Source organism: Nocardia sp. NPDC059228 (genome assembly GCF_042754245.1).
Taxonomy (GTDB): Bacteria; Actinomycetota; Actinomycetes; order Mycobacteriales; family Mycobacteriaceae; genus Nocardia.
This window is the reverse complement of the sequence record NZ_JBHZAL010000027.1, coordinates 1-14,385: the sequence shown is the minus strand read 5'-3', so window position 1 is coordinate 14,385 and position 14,385 is coordinate 1. Positions and strand designations below refer to the sequence as shown.

The following is a 14,385-nucleotide window of genomic DNA, read 5'->3' as shown; positions in this document are numbered from 1 at the left end:
GGGTGCGGCCGCGGCGGGTGACGCCGCGGCCGCATACCGGCTCGGGTAGCTCAGATTCCGCTGGGGAAGGTGAGGGTCATCAGGCCCGGCCAGACTCCGGACCAGGGTTGCAGGGGATCGTGGCAGACGTAGACGGTGACCAGGCGTTCCAGGCCGGGGAGGCCGTTGGGGTCGTCGAGGCGGGCGACCTGGGTGGTGGAGGCGAACTTGGCGAGGAACTCCTTGTCGCCGACGCCGTCCACGGAGAGGTAGACGATGGTGCGGGCCGAGTCCGGCGGCGGGCCGAAGTAGCCGAAGCCGCGGTTGGGGCTGTAGACCGGCGGCATGTCGTACGCGCGGCCGAATTCCTCCAGCGCGCTGGCCTGCACGTACGCGGTCGCGACCACCGCGGTCTCGCGGCGCTCGGATTCGGGCAGTCCGGCCACCGCGTCGGCGACCGCCTTGGTGAAGGTTTCGTAGCCGGCCGGGCCGGTCAGCGACTCGCGCTGCCAGTACTGGGCCTGGTCGGTGATCGGGCGATCTATCCCGGTGAAGTCCCGGGCCCACGCCCAGCTGTACGGCACCGGGATCGCGCACATCCACGCCGTGAACAGGACGGCCGACAGCACGGCCACGGCGTTCACCGCCTTGCGCACCTGACGCCGCGCCTCGACCGTGCTCAGCGCGAATGCGCCCGCGCCGATCAGGGCCGGCCAGAAGCCCGCGACGTAGTAGGAGCGGCCGTTCTCGACGAGGACGATCACCAGCAGTCCCAAGCCCGCGATCAGGGCGAAACGGTAGGGCCGCAACGACTCCAGCCGCACCAGGCCCCACAGGCCCAGGATGCTCAGCAGGCCGCCGAGCAGGCCGCACTGGACGGCGATCTCCACCGCGCAGACCAGCGGTCCGGTGTGGGCGGCGTACTGCTCCTGGGCGATGATCTCGGTCATCTTGGATTCCACCCAGTCGTGATCCATCTGCCACAGGATGCCGGGAATCATCGAGACCGTGAGGATCAGCGTGCCGACGTACAGCGCCGGGCGGCGCAGCAACTCGCGCGGTCCGGCGATCAGCACGCCCAGACCCAGCAGCGCCCACACACCCGGCATCATCCACTTCGCCTGGAACGCCACCGCCGCTGCCACGCCGGCGGCGATCAGCAGCCAGTCCTGCCGGGTCCGCACCCACCGAATCAGCAGCCAGACGATCGCCGCCTGCAGGGGAATGTCGAAGGTCAGCGTGATCAGCTGCATCTGGTTGAACGCCAGCGGGGAGACCGCGTAGGCCGCCGCGGCGAGCACCTGATACCGCGCCCCCGCCCCCAGCTCCCGCGCGGTCGCCGCCGCCACCACCGCCGCGGCCGCCATCAGCAACAGCGCCGGAATCCGCAGCGCCAGCACCGAACCCGGCGCGATCACATCCATGATGTGCGCGACGAACGGCGCCAGCGGCCCCTGGTCCGGATAGGCCCACGCCAGCCGCCGACCGGCCGCCAGGAAGTACAGCTCATCGCCGAAGTAGTTGACCCGCGCCGCGGGCACGCCGAGCACAATGGCGAAGCCCAGGGACACGGCGAGCACGCCGCGCCAGGCGAACGGCACCGGATCGGCTGCCGTTTCGGCGGCGTCCACCTCGGGCGCCGCGTCGATCGTTGACATCCATCCTCCCGGACCACGAAAAAACGCCCGGCAACACCGAATTTTCGGCGAGGCCGGGCGTCGATCAGGCTGCAGAATAACTGGTTTCCGCCGATTTGGTCGCCCCGTTCCTTTCCGGGGCTTGCTCAGCTGCCGCCGGTCGCCCAGGATGCCCACGCCGAAACCCCGGGTCAACCCCTGATGGCGGCCCTCGCGACGCTCTGGAACCAGGGCGGTTTCTCCCGGCCGCGAGCCCGGCGGGAGGAAACTGGGGGAATGGCGACGATGAGAGTGTGGCGGGTCGAGCGGCCGGGCCCGATCGACGAGCGGCCGGTGATCTTCGAACAGATGTCCGTGCCCGAACCCGCCTCCGGGGAGTTGCTCGTCCGGGTGCTGGCATGCGGGGTGTGCCGGACCGATCTGCACGTCGCCGAGGGGGATCTGGCGGTGCATCGGCCCGGGGTGGTCCCCGGACACGAGGTCGTCGGTGAGGTCGTGCAGGTGGGGGAGGGGGTGGACGGCGAGATCCGGGTGGGCGATCGGGTCGGGATCGCCTGGCTGCGGCACACGTGTGGAGTGTGCAGATTCTGCCGGAGGGGTGACGAGAACCTGTGCCCCGAGTCGCGCTACACCGGCTGGGACGCCGACGGCGGCTACGCCGAATTCGCGACCGTACCAGCGGATTACGCGCTACCCCTGCCCGGCGGATACACCGATGCCGAGCTCGCGCCGCTACTGTGCGCGGGCATCATCGGGTACCGCGCGTTGCGACGGGCGGCGTTGCCGCAGGGCGGACGTCTCGGTATCTACGGATTCGGCGGGAGCGCCCATCTGGCCGCGCAGGTGGCGCTGGCGCAGGGTGCGGAGGTCCATGTGATGACCCGCGACAAGGAGGCTCAGGAGCTCGCGCTGGAGCTGGGCGCGGCCTCGGCCCAGGGTGCCGCCGACGCACCCCCCGAGCCGCTCGATTCGGCGATTCTCTTTGCGCCCGTGGGCGATCTGGTGCTGCCCGCCCTGGCGGCGCTGGATCGCGGTGGGGTGCTGTCGATCGCCGGGATCCACCTCAGCGACATTCCGCCGCTGAACTACCAGCGGCATCTGTTCCAGGAGCGGGAGATTCGATCCGTCACCGCCAATACCCGGCAGGATGCCAGGGATTTCCTCGCCTTCGCAGGCGGCCATCGCCTCGAGGTGACCGTCCATCCCTACCCGCTCGAGGCCGCCGATCAGGCCCTCCGGGACCTGGCCCACGGGCGATTCGCGGGCGCGGCGGTCCTGGTGCCTACTTCTGGAGGGTGAACTGCACGACGTCCAGGTGGCCCGCCCGGAAGTAGTGCGCACTCCCGGTCAGGTACCGGATATACCGCTGGTAGATCTCCTCGGAGGTGATCCGGACCGCCTCGTCGTGATGCGACTCCAGCGCCGCGGCCCACAGGTCCAGGGTCTTGGCGTAGTGCGGCCGCAGCGACTGGATCCGCGAGGTCCGGAATCCCACCGCCTCCGCCTCCCGCGGGACCGTATCGGGTTGCGGCAGTTGGCCTCCGGGGAAGATCTCCCGCTTGACGAAAATGTGGAACAGTGCATCCTCGCGGGTGACCGGGATCTCGGCGGACCGCAGCTCGGCCAGGGTGCGCCCGATGATGGTGTGCAGCAGCATGCGTCCGTCCGGGGGCAGCATCCGATGACACCGGGTGAAGAATTCCGCGTACCGCTCCTTGCGGAAGTGCTCGAAGGCCCCGATGCTGACGATCCGATCGGCGGTGCCCTCGAATTCCTCCCAACCCTGCAGCCGCACTTCGGCTTCGGAGATGCCGAGTTCCCGCAGCCGCGTCTGGACCGACTCGAATTGATTGCGGCTCAGGGTCAGTCCGATCACCCGCACGCCGTAGGTCAGCACCGCGCGGATCATCGTCGACCCCCACCCACAGCCGACGTCGAGCAGTGTCATCCCGGGCTCGAGTCCCAGCTTGCCCAGGGCGAGATCGATCTTGGCCAGCTGGGCCTCCTCCAGGTTCATGCCCGCGCGGTCGAAGTAGGCGCAGCTGTAGGTCATGGTCGGGTCGAGGAACAGCGCGTAGAAGGCGTCCGACAGGTCGTAGTGGGACTGCACCTGCCGGTAGAAGGGCGCGAGCTGGGCCATGGCGGCGGTCTCCTGAGGCGAGCGGGCATCCGGAGATGCGGGATACCCGGACATACGAAGCGCCGTGGCCTGCGGTTCTAACTCCTGGACACGCCGACAACACGCCGCCGTTTTCCCGCCGACTTTCCGATTCGAGCCTGGCGAAACGACGTCGGCTGCTTTCCTGATGTGGAGTGCAGCATCGCGTCAGCAAACACAATACGGAGGGTTGGGGACCGGCCATGCACCGCACCGGGCACGAAGAGGTCCATTCTGGCAGGCCATGGTTGTGGACGATTCTGGTGGGAGCGGTGGTGGCGGGACTGGCCACGTGGTGGATGAGACCGCAGTCCCTCAGCTGTAGTACGGCCTCACCGACCACAACCGTCATCACGCTTCCCGCGGCTGCGGCACTGAGTTCGGTTACTCCGCAGCAGATTCAAATCGAGGAGTCGGAACCGGCCCCGGAACCGGGCGAAGCCCGGTTCTACGCCTTCGATCAGGGCGTGGCGGCGTGCTCGCTGCCCAATCTGCCGCTGGACGGCTACTACGTCGGGGTCCCGACCGGTCAGTACGACGGTTCCGCCCCCTGCGGCTCCTACGTCGATATCGACGGCCCGCTCGGCAGCGTCCGCGCCCTGGTCGTGGACCGCTGCCCCGGTTGCGGCCCAGACCAATACGATTTGAGCCGTTCGGCCTTCGAAGTCGTCGCCGAGGCCACCGACGGTGTCGTGCCGATCCGGATCAGCCAGGTGCGCGACCCTGCGCCGGCGCCCGAGCTCTTCTACCGCGTGCAGCCGAGCTCCTCGCCCAGCTGGATCGGAATCCTGTTCTCCGGCACCGGAAATCCCATCCGTCAGGTCGCGCTGCGCCCCGCCTCGGGCGGTGACTACCGGCCCCTGCGGCGCGGCAACGACAACTACTGGAACCTCTCCGGTCTGGGTCCGGGCCCGTTCACGGCCGAGGTGATCGACATCTACGGTCACGCCGCCTTCGTTTCGGGCGTCACCCTGGAGCCGGGGCAGGTGCGCCGCACCGGAATTCACCTCTACGAGATCCCCGCCGACCCGCCCGTCACCCCGCCCTCGCCGGCCGCTCCGGTGGTCGTGACCACGGTCGTCACCGCCCCGGACGCCTGCGAGCCGTAACCCGCAGGTCCGTCCCCGGTATGGCATCATAAAGTGGAACGTGTTCCATTTGGACCGCCGAGGCGGTGTGCCGGGAGGCCTTCGATGACGAACCCCAGCTCGGACCTGACCACGCCCGTTGCCGCGCCCCGCCGTGGCCGGCGGCTCTCGCCGCGCATCTCCCGGCTGACCGAGGTGCCGCAGGGCGCGATGGTGGAGCTGCCCGGCCGGGGCTCGACCTACCTGGTGGACCTGCCGGGCCCGGCCGCGGATTCGCCGACCGTGCTGCTGCTGCACGGCATGGCCACCACCGCCATGCTCAACTGGTTCCCGTGCCTGCGCGAACTCAACGAGCGCTACCGCGTGGTCCTGTTCGATCAGCGCTGGCACGGTCACGGAATCCGTTCCGAGCGTTTCGATCTCGACGATCTCGCCGATGACGTCGTCGCCGTCGCCGATGCGGTGGGCGTCGAACGCCCGATTCTCGCAGGCTATTCCATGGGTGGCGTGGTCGCCCAGCTGACCGCGCACCGGCATCCGGATCGCGTGGGCGGGCTGGTACTGGCCGCCACCACCTACCGTTTCCAGGAGAAGTGGCGCGAGCGCGCCTTCCACCGCGGCTGGTCGGCCACCGCCATGCTGTTCTCCGAATGGTCCTTCCGCCGCGCCGAACTGCGCCGCGACAAACTGCCCACGCTGCCGGAATCCTCGTGGCCGGTGGGCCGGATGGATCGCTGGGCCATGACGGAACTGCGGGCCACCAGCGGCTGGGCGCTCGCACAGGCGCTCGCGGTGCTGGGGCGTTTCGATGCGTCGGATTGGCTGCCGACGCTGAAAGTGCCGACGGCGGTGGTGATCACCACGCGGGATCGGGCGCTGCCCGTCTTCCGTCAGCTGGAGATGGCGAAGGCGATTCCGGGTGCGGAGATCTTCCTCGCCAAGGCCGGTCACGCGGCCTGCGCACTCGAGGCGGACGTCTTTGTCCCGGTGTTCCTCGAGGCCGTTCAATCGGTGGTGGATCGGGTGTAACGGATTCGGGCCCGGGTCAGGCCTTTTCGCGCGCGGCCTTGAGCAGCGCGGTGATCACCTCGGGGACGGCGTCGGCGATGGTGTCGACATCCGGTACCAGTTCCTTGCATGCGATGAACCCGAAATCCAGGTGCCCGTTGTTGGAGATCACGGTGGCGGTGAGTCCCGCGCCGTGGAACACCGGCCCGAACGGATACATCGACGCCACTCGGACCCCCAGGAAGTACATGGGGAAGTTGGGCCCGGGCACATTCGACACCACCAGGTTGTGCACCACCGGGTGGTGCTCGGCCAGCTTGAGCGACGAGTACGCCCGGGCGGCCAGCTGGAAGGTGTTGGGCGGCGCGTACTTCGCCCAGTCCTGGAGGAAGTCGGCGCCGATCAGATTGTGCTCTTCCTTGGCTCCGCGATTGTCCTCGGCGATGGCCAGCACCCGCGCCACCGGATCCTCGATCTCGGTGTAGAGCCGCGCGAAGATGGTCGACACCTTGTTGGTGCCCTCCTCGTGGCGTGAGGTCTCGTGCGTGGACACCGGAACCGAGGCCATGAGCGAGGTTTCGGGCAGTTCGTCGTGTACCTCGAGGTAGCTGCGCAGCGCGCCGCCGACCACCGCCAGTACCACGTCGTTGACCTTCACCCCGAAGGCGGTCTTTATCTCCTTGATATCCGACAGCTCGGTCTGCACGAAGGAGATGGCGCGATGCTGGGTGATTGCCCGATTGAACGGCGTGCGCGGCGCGGTGAAGGGCAAGGGCATGCCGCGGCTTCCGTTGCCCCGCCGCCGCTGCACCAGACCGCCCAGAATGCCAACGGTCTTGGGCACCATGCCGACCATCCCGAGCCGGCCCGGGAGCTTCAGCAGCGCCTCCCCGGCCAGCTGCAGATCATTGGGTTCCGTTTCGGCCGGGCCGATCTCGGCGGGCGGGGTGTAGGACACACCCGGCTGCACATCGCACAGGTGCATCATCATGTTGGTGCCGGTGATGCCGTCCACGATCGCGTGGTGGTACTTCGAGATGACCGCCACCTTGCCGTGCGGCAGGCCCTCGACCACCCACATCTCCCACAGCGGCCGGCCGCGGTCCAGCGGGCGTCCGGCGATGTCGGCGGCGAGTTCGGCCAGTCCCCGGTCCCCGGCCCCGGCGGGCAGCGCGAGCCGGCGCACGTGGTAGTCCAGGTCGAAGTTCGAATCCCGCACCCAGACCGGATGATCGAGGTTCAGCGGCACCGCGCGCAGCCGCCGGGTCATGGCCGGGATGAGGTGCAGCCGCCGTCCGAGTTCGTCCTTGAAGGCCTCGTGCTCGTAGCTCACCCCGTCGGCGGCGGGATCGAGTATCAGCATTGCGCAGACGTGCAGGAGTTGGGTGTCTGTTTCGAGATAGAGGAAGCTCGCATCGAGCCCGGTAAGTCGTTCCATACCAACACACTATGAGAACTAGTTCCATTTTGCGCGCGGTTCGCGGTGTAGCCCGGATCCTTTCCGTGGCCGATTCGTAGCGCCAAAGTAGCACGTAGATAACAAGTTTCATGATGAAACGTTTGGGTACCAATCGGGTGTCTCTCCAGTAGAATTCGTTGCCGCTCTCCTGGACCCTTCCTACCTTGGGTCACATGGCCCGGTGATCGGTCTCTAGTCAATGACAAGAGTCACTGGGCTTCTCACAACGACGTGAGAGGTGAGAACAATGGGCGACCGGAAGGTATTGCTGCCCGGAAAGTGGCGTACGGCTTGGGGTCTCGCGATCATGCTGACGATCGCGACCGTGTTCGTTCCACCATCGAGGGCCCACGCGGATGCGGGATGCGCTGCGGTGGACGTCGTAGTGGCGAGGGGCACAGGCGAACCCGGGTGGCTCGGCGACGAGATCGGCGATCCGCTCTACGACATGCTGCAGGAGCGGTTGCCCGTTTCGACGAGTTCCTATCGCGTGAACTACCCCGCCGACTACTCGTTCGCCGTGGGGGCGGGCAGCGCGGATCTGGTGGGGCACTTGGTCGCTGCGGCAACCGCCTGCCCGGGCCAGGAGTTCGTCCTGGTCGGCTACTCGCAGGGCGCGGCGGTCGTGCACGCGGCACTGGGCACCGGTGTGGTGTCCTGGTATCCGAGCCGGGTGCAGCTGCCGGGCTACCTCGGCGCGCGCGTCGCCGCGGTGCTGCTGTTCGGTGACCCCATGCGCGGCCTGGGCTGGAATGTGCCCGGCGCGTACCAGTTCCGCACCGGGGACTGGTGCACCGGCGGCGATCCCATCTGCGGCTCCGGTATCGACGCCGACGCGCACGTCGCCTACGGCAGCGATCTGGTGGACGCGGCGAACTTCGCCGCGGACCGCATCTGACCCCGGGGAGGGGAAAGGGCCCGGCTCCCGGGCGGTCTCGTGGACTTGCTGACGAGACCCCGGAGCGGGGTCCGGGTATCCGCGGTTCGGGGGGCGTCAGGTGTCACGGCACTTGGGGCCTCGCCCACCACCGGACCGCGGGTACCGAACAACGGCCGGCCCGGTGTGCTGTTCCACACCGGGCCGAACCGTGTTGGCGGACGGGCTGTTTACCAGTGCAGGCCCGGAATGCGGTTGGTGATGCGCGCGGCCGGGGCGGGCAGGCCCATGAGCGGCTGCACGATCGGGGCCAGCGCGAGCAGCGGGCTGCGCGATTCCGGCTTCTCCGTGGCGGTTTCGGCGTTCACCGGGGTGGTTTCGGTGTTGACCGGGGCGGCCGGTGCGGGCGTGCGCGCCGCCTTGGACTCGCCGAACATCCGGAAGCCCTGGTGCAGGATGGCGCGCTTCACCGAGGGCATGACCGTGTCCACGACCTGGGCGAAGGTGCCGATGGGGGTGTCGATCCGGCTGGGCCGATGCTCGAGCGCGCGCACCACGATGTCGGCCGCCTGATCCGGGCTGTGCACCGGGATGGACTTGTACAGGTCGGTCGGCGCGATCATGGCGGTGCGCACCAGCGGCATACGCACCGAGGTGAACGTGATTCCGGCGTCGGCGTTCTCGACCGCCGCGATCTCGCTGAAGTTGTCCAGCGCCGACTTACTGGCCACATACGCCGCGAAGCGCGGCACCTTGGTCTGCACCGCGATCGAGGAGATGTTCACGAAGTGCCCGAAGCGGCGCTCCCGCATGGACGGCAGCAGCGCCAGGATGAGCCGCACCGCGCCGAAGTAGTTGACCGCCATGGTCCGTTCGAAATCGTGCATGCGATCGGTGGAGTTGAGCACCGAGCGGCGGATCGAGCGGCCTGCGTTGTTCACCACGTAGTCGACGTGCCCGTGATCGGCCAGCACCTGCTTGACCAGCAGCTCCACCGACTTCTCGTCGGTGATGTCGCAGATGTACGCCTGCGCCGCACCGCTTTCCGCCCGCACCTCGGCGGCCGCGGCGTTCAGGTCCTCCTCGGTGCGCGCCACCATGAGCACGGTCGCGCCGCGCTTGGCCACCGCGTGCGCGGTCGCCAGGCCGATGCCGGTGGACGCGCCGGTGATCAGCACGATGCGGCCCGCGAGGCGATCGCCCTCGATGCGGCGGGCGCGATCGGGATCCAGGTTGGCGCGCCAGTACTTCCACAGGGCGGCGGCATAGTCCTCGAACGCCGGCACTTCGATGCCGCTGCCACGCAGCTGCGCCCGGGTGGATTCGGAGACGAAGGTCGACTCGAACGAGGTGTGCGGGGCCACCTCGGCGGGAATGCCGAAGCGCTCCAGCAGGAAGTCCCGCACCGCGGGCACGCCCGGCAGCCCGCCGAGGGCGTTGAGCGCGGTGTGCGAGCCGGGCACGGTGCCGATGGCGGTCGGTGCGCCGGCCGCGCGGGCGAGCGCGTTGTAGATCTCGGTGAACGGCTGCGGTTCCGGGTTGGTGAGGTGGAAGGTGCGGCCGATGAGCCCGGGCTTGCCGATCAGCTCGACCATGGCGTCGACCACGTAGTCCACCGGAACGATATTGGTGGCGCCCAGGTCGGGGATCGGCATGGGCAGCTCCGAGGGCAGTGCCGCCAGCCCCGCGATGGCGGGGAAGAAGTAGTACGGCCCGTCGATCTTGTCCATCTCGCCGGTGCGGGAGTCACCGGCCACGATGGCCGGGCGGTAGACCCGCCAGCGCAGGCCCGCGGCCTCGCGGACCATCTTCTCGGCTTCGAACTTGGTGCGGTGATAGGGGGAGTGCAGGCCCTGGCCGAGGTCGAAGTCGTCCTCGAAGAACTTGCCCTTGTGATCGCCCGCGACCGCGACCGACGAGACGTGGTGCAGCACCGCGCCGAGTTCCAGGGCCAGGTCGATGACCGAGCGGGTGCCCTGCACATTGGCCGCGTAGGTGACCTCGGCGTCGGCGGTCATGTCGTAGACCGCGCCGAGGTGGATGATGTGATCGGCCCGCGGGGCCTCCGAGAAACGGCTGTCGGCGCCCTCCGGCAGGCCCAGTCCCGGCGCGGCCAGGTCTCCGACCAGTGGGAACACCCGATCCTCGGCGCCCCAGCCCGCCGCCAGCTCGCGCAGCTTGGCCACCGAGGCCTCACGCGTCAGTGCGTGGACCACGGCCTCCGGGTCGCGCTCCAGCAGCGCGGCGACAACGCGCCGGCCCAGGAATCCGGTTCCGCCCGTGACGATGTAGGAAACCATCGTCCCCTCCTTAAATACGAACCTGTTGGTACCCAACGGTGTTCGTCCGACATGCGTCGGTGGATGCGGACGGTATGCGATTGGCCTCCTAGCAGAATGTTGGGCCGAGGTAGGAACACCTTCGTGCCTAACTAGTGAGTAACTTTACGGATTCCAGGTTGGGCGTTCAACTGGAATCGCCATTTCGGCGCTGTGGGGATGGTCACCTCGGAGCTATTCGAGTTGATATGTGTAACAAAGGGTTTGATGTAACCTATCGGCCCCCTTGGCAATTCACAGGCAACTGGTCAAATGTCCTGAGCGTGCGCTCACTTGTTGGATCTCTGGGAGTTTGCCCGGTCAGCGCCCGGTTCCGGCGGCCGGAATTGCCCGCCTCCGCCGCCTCGGCCGCCGAACCATCGCCGCCCAGCCCGCCGTGCAATTCGCGGGCCGCACCCGGCTCGCATTTGCGCCCGCTGAGTGGGCGGATTCGGCGGGTATTCCCCGAAATGCGCGGGGCCTGGAATGCCGCGTGGTGAGAATGATCGGGACGATGCGGTGCGGTGGGAGAGCGGTGGCGGATGCTGGTCGGTCGGGCGGTCGATATCGTGGTGATCTCCGCGTTCGTCACCGGTGTTCCGGGCGATGACACCGTGCTGGTGCTCAGCGGTGAGGCCGGGGTCGGCAAGACCGCGCTGCTGGACGCGGCCGCCGAGATCGCGGCCTGGAACGGGACCCGGGTGCTGCGTGCGGCCGCCCTGGAATTCGAGGCGGGCCTGCGGTTCGGCACCCTGAACCAACTACTGCAACCGATGGCCGGATACGTCGATCGGCTCGAGGCATCGCACCGGGATGCCATGCGCGTGATCATGGGGCTGGAGCCGGGGAGCCTGCCCGCGACCCTGCTCGCCGGCGCGGCAACCCTTGCGCTGCTGCGGGTCTGGGCCGGAGCCGAGGGCGGTCCGGTGCTGCTGGTGATCGACGACTTGCAATGGCTGGACCTGGCCAGCAGTATGGTGCTGATCTACGCCCTGCGCCGCCTGGGAGTCACCGATATCCGGCTGCTGGCGGCGGCGCTCCGATGCCGGTGATGCGTTCACGCGCAGCGGGTTTCGGATCCGGGAGGTCGAGCCGCTGGACGACGACAGCGCCGAGGAGCTGCTGGAATCGGAGTTCCCCGCCCTCCCGGCCGCGGTACGGCGCAGGCTGCGCACCGATGCCCGGGGCAATCCGACCGCGCGGGCGGCCTACCTGGGCTCCCTTGTCACCGGCGACCTCTCCGACACCGGCCGCCTGCTGCGTGCAGCGCACGCGCGGCGAGCTCGGCGCCGCCCGCGCGAATTCCGCTGCGGGCGGGCCGGATCCGCTGACCGCGCGCGAGCTTGCCGTCGCCGAACTCGCTGCCGCGGGGCTGACCAACAAGCAGATCGGCGAGCAGCTGTTCCTGTCGTCCAGAACGGTCTCCACCCACCTCCAGCGCGTCTTCCACAAACTCGGGATCACCCGCCGCGGTGCGCTGCGTGATGCTCTGCTGCGCCATGCGTACGTCATCTGACGGACTCCCGGCCTTCGCGCGGCTTCCACGGCTCCTTGGCCGGCGACCTGTCCGACGCCGACGGCGGCCATCTCGGGGCCTATCCGGAAGACCACATCGAATTGCCCGAGGCGGTCCGACTCGTCGAGGAATGTCTTGCCGCGCCCCGGGCGGTCCTCGCCGGCCAGCGCCCGTCAGGCGTGCACGGCGCCGGAGGCCGATCCCCGGAACCCGTGTGCCGCGGGCGTGAACGTCACTCGTTCACGCAGCGGACGTCGCCGTCCACGGTCTGATCGACGACCGTGAACGGCGGGCACCGCCGCACATTGCCCCACTCACCCGCGATGCACGAGTCGTACTCGTGCGGGTCCTCGGTGGGAGCCCGGGTACCGCTGTGGCACCCCTCCGTTACCGGTGCCGCCCCGGCCAAGCCCGCGCCCATGGCCACGGTGGGAGCACTCAACGCGAGACCGGTGACAACAATCCCGATTGCCACTCGACGGCGATCCATCAACCCTCCTGATCTCCAGAACTGCCGAGGACTCTTCGAACCGCACTCACCACGGGCGGTCCCCAGCATCTGATCGATACGGCGAGCAACGACCGCCCGCTACGAAACACGATCAAGTATGACGATCGGTCTACCGCCGAGGGAATCCGACAAGCATCACACTTGCCGCGACCAGGGGCCCGCCCCCGTGCCGGCATGAGCCCGGTCACACCGCGGCCGCCGACGACTTCCGGATCGACGGACGCTCCCGGTGCCGGTCCGTGTGATCCGGATCTGCGGGGCCTGTTCCCGACCGGTTACACGCTGCTCCACGAGCGGGCGGGGCGATCTCCCCCGCCGCGCGGTGGCCGGATTCAGCGGCGCCGTCGATGTAGCCGGCCCAGCGGGTGGTGGTCTCGGAGCCTGTGCCGCCCGGGGATTACCGTGCGGGTGTCGTCACCCAGGAGGGCAGGGGTTCCCGCGCCGACAGCCATTCGCGGGGCACTCCGCGCAGGTCGCCGTCGGCGCCGATTCCGGTGTGGGCGGCCACGATTCCGCCGACGATGGCGGCCGTGGTGTCGGCGTCGCCGCCCGCTTCGACGCACGCGGTGATCGCGGCCGGGTAGTCCCGGAGGAAGGTCGCGGCGGTCCAGAGTGTGAACGGTACCGTGTCGTGGGCGGTGACCTGGGTGCCGTTGCCGAGGTCGTACGCCGCCTCGGCAACCGATCGGCCCAGCAGCTTCCGCGCTCGGCGCACGCCGTCGGCGGTACGCCCGTCGACCAGATACGGCTCGACAGCGTCGAGCAATTCGTCTGGTGCACAGTGTTTTCCGCGCGTGGCCGCCGCATGGCTCGCCGCGACGGCGACGGCCATCGCGCCGATGATCGCCTCCGGGTGCCGATGCGTCACCTCCGCCGAGAACGCGGCCTGCGCCGCCACCCGGTCCAGTTCCCCGGGGAACGCCGCCCCGAGCGGGGCAACCCGCATCGCCGCGCCATTGCCCCAGGACCCGCGCCCGTCGAACAGCGCGCCCGCCGCCTCGGCCCAGGGCCGGCCATCGCGAATCTGGTGCAGCAGAGCGACGGTACCGCCGCTGTATCCCCGATAGGGCTCACACCGATCGGCGAACGCCGCCGCCAGCGCATCGCGGTCGATTCGGCCCCGCGCCCGGATCTCGCCGAAAACCGTACAGGCCATTTCGGTGTCATCGGTCCATTCCCACGGCGGGGCCGGTGGCCGACCGGCGATCAATTCGGGCACCGAACGCCCGGGCACGAAGAACTGCGCCCCCAGCGCATCCCCGACGGACAGCCCTTCGAGACTGTCCCGGGCGGAATTCGAATGAAAAGACATACGGCGGACATCCTGCCAAGCGCGTGGAGCCGTCGCAATGCCGAACCAGCGCGTGTGCCGCGTCCCGGGGAGCCGGAACGCGGCACGCGGCCGGGTGGATCAGCTGGTCAGGTCGGTGATGGTGGCGGATTCGTTGTGGGTGAGGGTGATTCCGAGATCGGTGGCCGCGCGGTCGAAGTCGTCGTCGGGTTGCTGGAGTTCGACGGCGGAGCCGGCGGAGAGGACTTCGACATTGAGGCAGAGGGATTGGAGTTCTTTGAGCAGGACCTTGAAGGATTCGGGGACGCCCGGCTCCGGAATGTTCTCGCCCTTGACGATCGCCTCGTACACCTTCACCCGGCCGACCACGTCGTCCGACTTGATGGTGAGGAGTTCCTGCAGGGTGTAGGCCGCGCCGTACGCCTGCATGGCCCAGCACTCCATCTCGCCGAAGCGCTGACCACCGAACTGCGCCTTACCACCCAGCGGCTGCTGCGTGATCATCGAGTACGGACCGGTCGAACGCGCGTGGATCTTGTCGTC

12 protein-coding genes and 1 pseudogene are annotated in these 14,385 nt (G+C 68.7%); 6 read left to right on the top strand and 7 right to left on the bottom strand.

Going from position 1 to position 14,385, the window contains the following annotated elements:
• Positions 1-50: 50 nt before the first annotated feature.
• A complete protein-coding gene (locus ACFXKA_RS31280; RefSeq protein WP_379430038.1) occupies positions 51-1,637 on the bottom strand; it encodes a glycosyltransferase family 39 protein in 1,587 nt (528 codons plus the stop codon).
• 264 nt (positions 1,638-1,901) lie between these two features.
• Here ACFXKA_RS31280 and ACFXKA_RS31275 point away from each other — a divergent pair, with 264 nt between their 5' ends.
• The gene (locus ACFXKA_RS31275; RefSeq protein ID WP_379430112.1) at positions 1,902-2,915 is read left to right on the top strand and encodes a zinc-binding alcohol dehydrogenase family protein; all 1,014 of its coding nucleotides are present in this window, start codon (positions 1,902-1,904) and stop codon (positions 2,913-2,915) included.
• Here the strand turns inward: ACFXKA_RS31275 and ACFXKA_RS31270 are convergent.
• Complete coding sequence (locus ACFXKA_RS31270; protein WP_379430037.1) at positions 2,899-3,756, bottom strand: cyclopropane mycolic acid synthase family methyltransferase; 858 nt, start codon at positions 3,754-3,756, stop codon at positions 2,899-2,901. The genes ACFXKA_RS31275 and ACFXKA_RS31270 overlap by 17 nt on opposite strands.
• A gap of 281 nt (positions 3,757-4,037) precedes the next feature.
• Here ACFXKA_RS31270 and ACFXKA_RS31265 point away from each other — a divergent pair, with 281 nt between their 5' ends.
• Entirely contained in the window at positions 4,038-4,883 is an 846-nt protein-coding gene (locus tag ACFXKA_RS31265) for an expansin EXLX1 family cellulose-binding protein (RefSeq protein WP_379430036.1), read from the top strand.
• Between the two features lie 84 nt (positions 4,884-4,967).
• Positions 4,968-5,891, top strand: coding sequence for an alpha/beta fold hydrolase (locus ACFXKA_RS31260; protein ID WP_379430035.1), 924 nt, complete (start codon positions 4,968-4,970; stop codon positions 5,889-5,891).
• 16 nt (positions 5,892-5,907) lie between these two features.
• Here the strand turns inward: ACFXKA_RS31260 and ACFXKA_RS31255 are convergent, their stop codons facing one another.
• Entirely contained in the window at positions 5,908-7,308 is a 1,401-nt protein-coding gene (locus ACFXKA_RS31255) for a wax ester/triacylglycerol synthase family O-acyltransferase (RefSeq protein WP_379430034.1), read from the bottom strand.
• 268 nt (positions 7,309-7,576) lie between these two features.
• Here ACFXKA_RS31255 and ACFXKA_RS31250 point away from each other — a divergent pair, with 268 nt between their 5' ends.
• Positions 7,577-8,227: a cutinase family protein gene (locus ACFXKA_RS31250; protein ID WP_379430033.1), complete on the top strand. Its 651-nt coding sequence runs from the start codon at positions 7,577-7,579 to the stop codon at positions 8,225-8,227.
• A 209-nt stretch (positions 8,228-8,436) separates the two neighbouring features.
• Here the strand turns inward: ACFXKA_RS31250 and ACFXKA_RS31245 are convergent, their stop codons facing one another.
• Positions 8,437-10,506: an SDR family oxidoreductase gene (locus ACFXKA_RS31245; RefSeq protein WP_379430032.1), complete on the bottom strand. Its 2,070-nt coding sequence runs from the start codon at positions 10,504-10,506 to the stop codon at positions 8,437-8,439.
• A gap of 560 nt (positions 10,507-11,066) precedes the next feature.
• Here ACFXKA_RS31245 and ACFXKA_RS31240 point away from each other — a divergent pair.
• Both ACFXKA_RS31240 and ACFXKA_RS31235 read left to right on the top strand, forming a co-directional pair.
• A complete protein-coding gene (locus ACFXKA_RS31240; protein WP_379430031.1) occupies positions 11,067-11,576 on the top strand; it encodes an ATP-binding protein in 510 nt (169 codons plus the stop codon).
• Positions 11,577-11,785: 209 nt separating this feature from the next.
• A complete protein-coding gene (locus ACFXKA_RS31235) occupies positions 11,786-12,040 on the top strand; it encodes a response regulator transcription factor (protein WP_379430030.1) in 255 nt (84 codons plus the stop codon).
• Between the two features lie 232 nt (positions 12,041-12,272).
• Here the strand turns inward: ACFXKA_RS31235 and ACFXKA_RS31230 are convergent, their stop codons facing one another.
• The 3 genes and pseudogenes from ACFXKA_RS31230 to ACFXKA_RS31220 form a co-directional block, all read right to left on the bottom strand.
• Positions 12,273-12,530: a hypothetical protein gene (locus tag ACFXKA_RS31230; protein ID WP_354849952.1), complete on the bottom strand. Its 258-nt coding sequence runs from the start codon at positions 12,528-12,530 to the stop codon at positions 12,273-12,275.
• Positions 12,531-12,948: 418 nt separating this feature from the next.
• Positions 12,949-13,863, bottom strand: coding sequence for an ADP-ribosylglycohydrolase family protein (locus ACFXKA_RS31225; protein WP_379430029.1), 915 nt, complete (start codon positions 13,861-13,863; stop codon positions 12,949-12,951).
• Positions 13,864-13,962: 99 nt separating this feature from the next.
• Positions 13,963-14,385, bottom strand: a pseudogene (locus tag ACFXKA_RS31220) (DNA-directed RNA polymerase subunit beta); the annotation flags it as partial.

Bases quoted from the DNA above. Each gene is read 5' to 3' on its own strand.
- ACFXKA_RS31280 (WP_379430038.1), bottom strand. From the start codon at position 1,637: ATGTCAACGATCGACGCGGCGCCCGAGGTGGACGCCGCCGAAACGGCA.
- ACFXKA_RS31275 (WP_379430112.1), top strand. From the start codon at position 1,902: ATGAGAGTGTGGCGGGTCGAGCGGCCGGGCCCGATCGACGAGCGGCCG.
- ACFXKA_RS31270 (WP_379430037.1), bottom strand. From the start codon at position 3,756: ATGGCCCAGCTCGCGCCCTTCTACCGGCAGGTGCAGTCCCACTACGAC.
- ACFXKA_RS31260 (WP_379430035.1), top strand. From the start codon at position 4,968: ATGACGAACCCCAGCTCGGACCTGACCACGCCCGTTGCCGCGCCCCGC.
- ACFXKA_RS31255 (WP_379430034.1), bottom strand. From the start codon at position 7,308: ATGGAACGACTTACCGGGCTCGATGCGAGCTTCCTCTATCTCGAAACA.
- ACFXKA_RS31250 (WP_379430033.1), top strand. From the start codon at position 7,577: ATGGGCGACCGGAAGGTATTGCTGCCCGGAAAGTGGCGTACGGCTTGG.
- ACFXKA_RS31245 (WP_379430032.1), bottom strand. From the start codon at position 10,506: ATGGTTTCCTACATCGTCACGGGCGGAACCGGATTCCTGGGCCGGCGC.
- ACFXKA_RS31240 (WP_379430031.1), top strand. From the start codon at position 11,067: ATGCTGGTCGGTCGGGCGGTCGATATCGTGGTGATCTCCGCGTTCGTC.
- ACFXKA_RS31230 (WP_354849952.1), bottom strand. From the start codon at position 12,530: ATGGATCGCCGTCGAGTGGCAATCGGGATTGTTGTCACCGGTCTCGCG.
- ACFXKA_RS31225 (WP_379430029.1), bottom strand. From the start codon at position 13,863: ATGTCTTTTCATTCGAATTCCGCCCGGGACAGTCTCGAAGGGCTGTCC.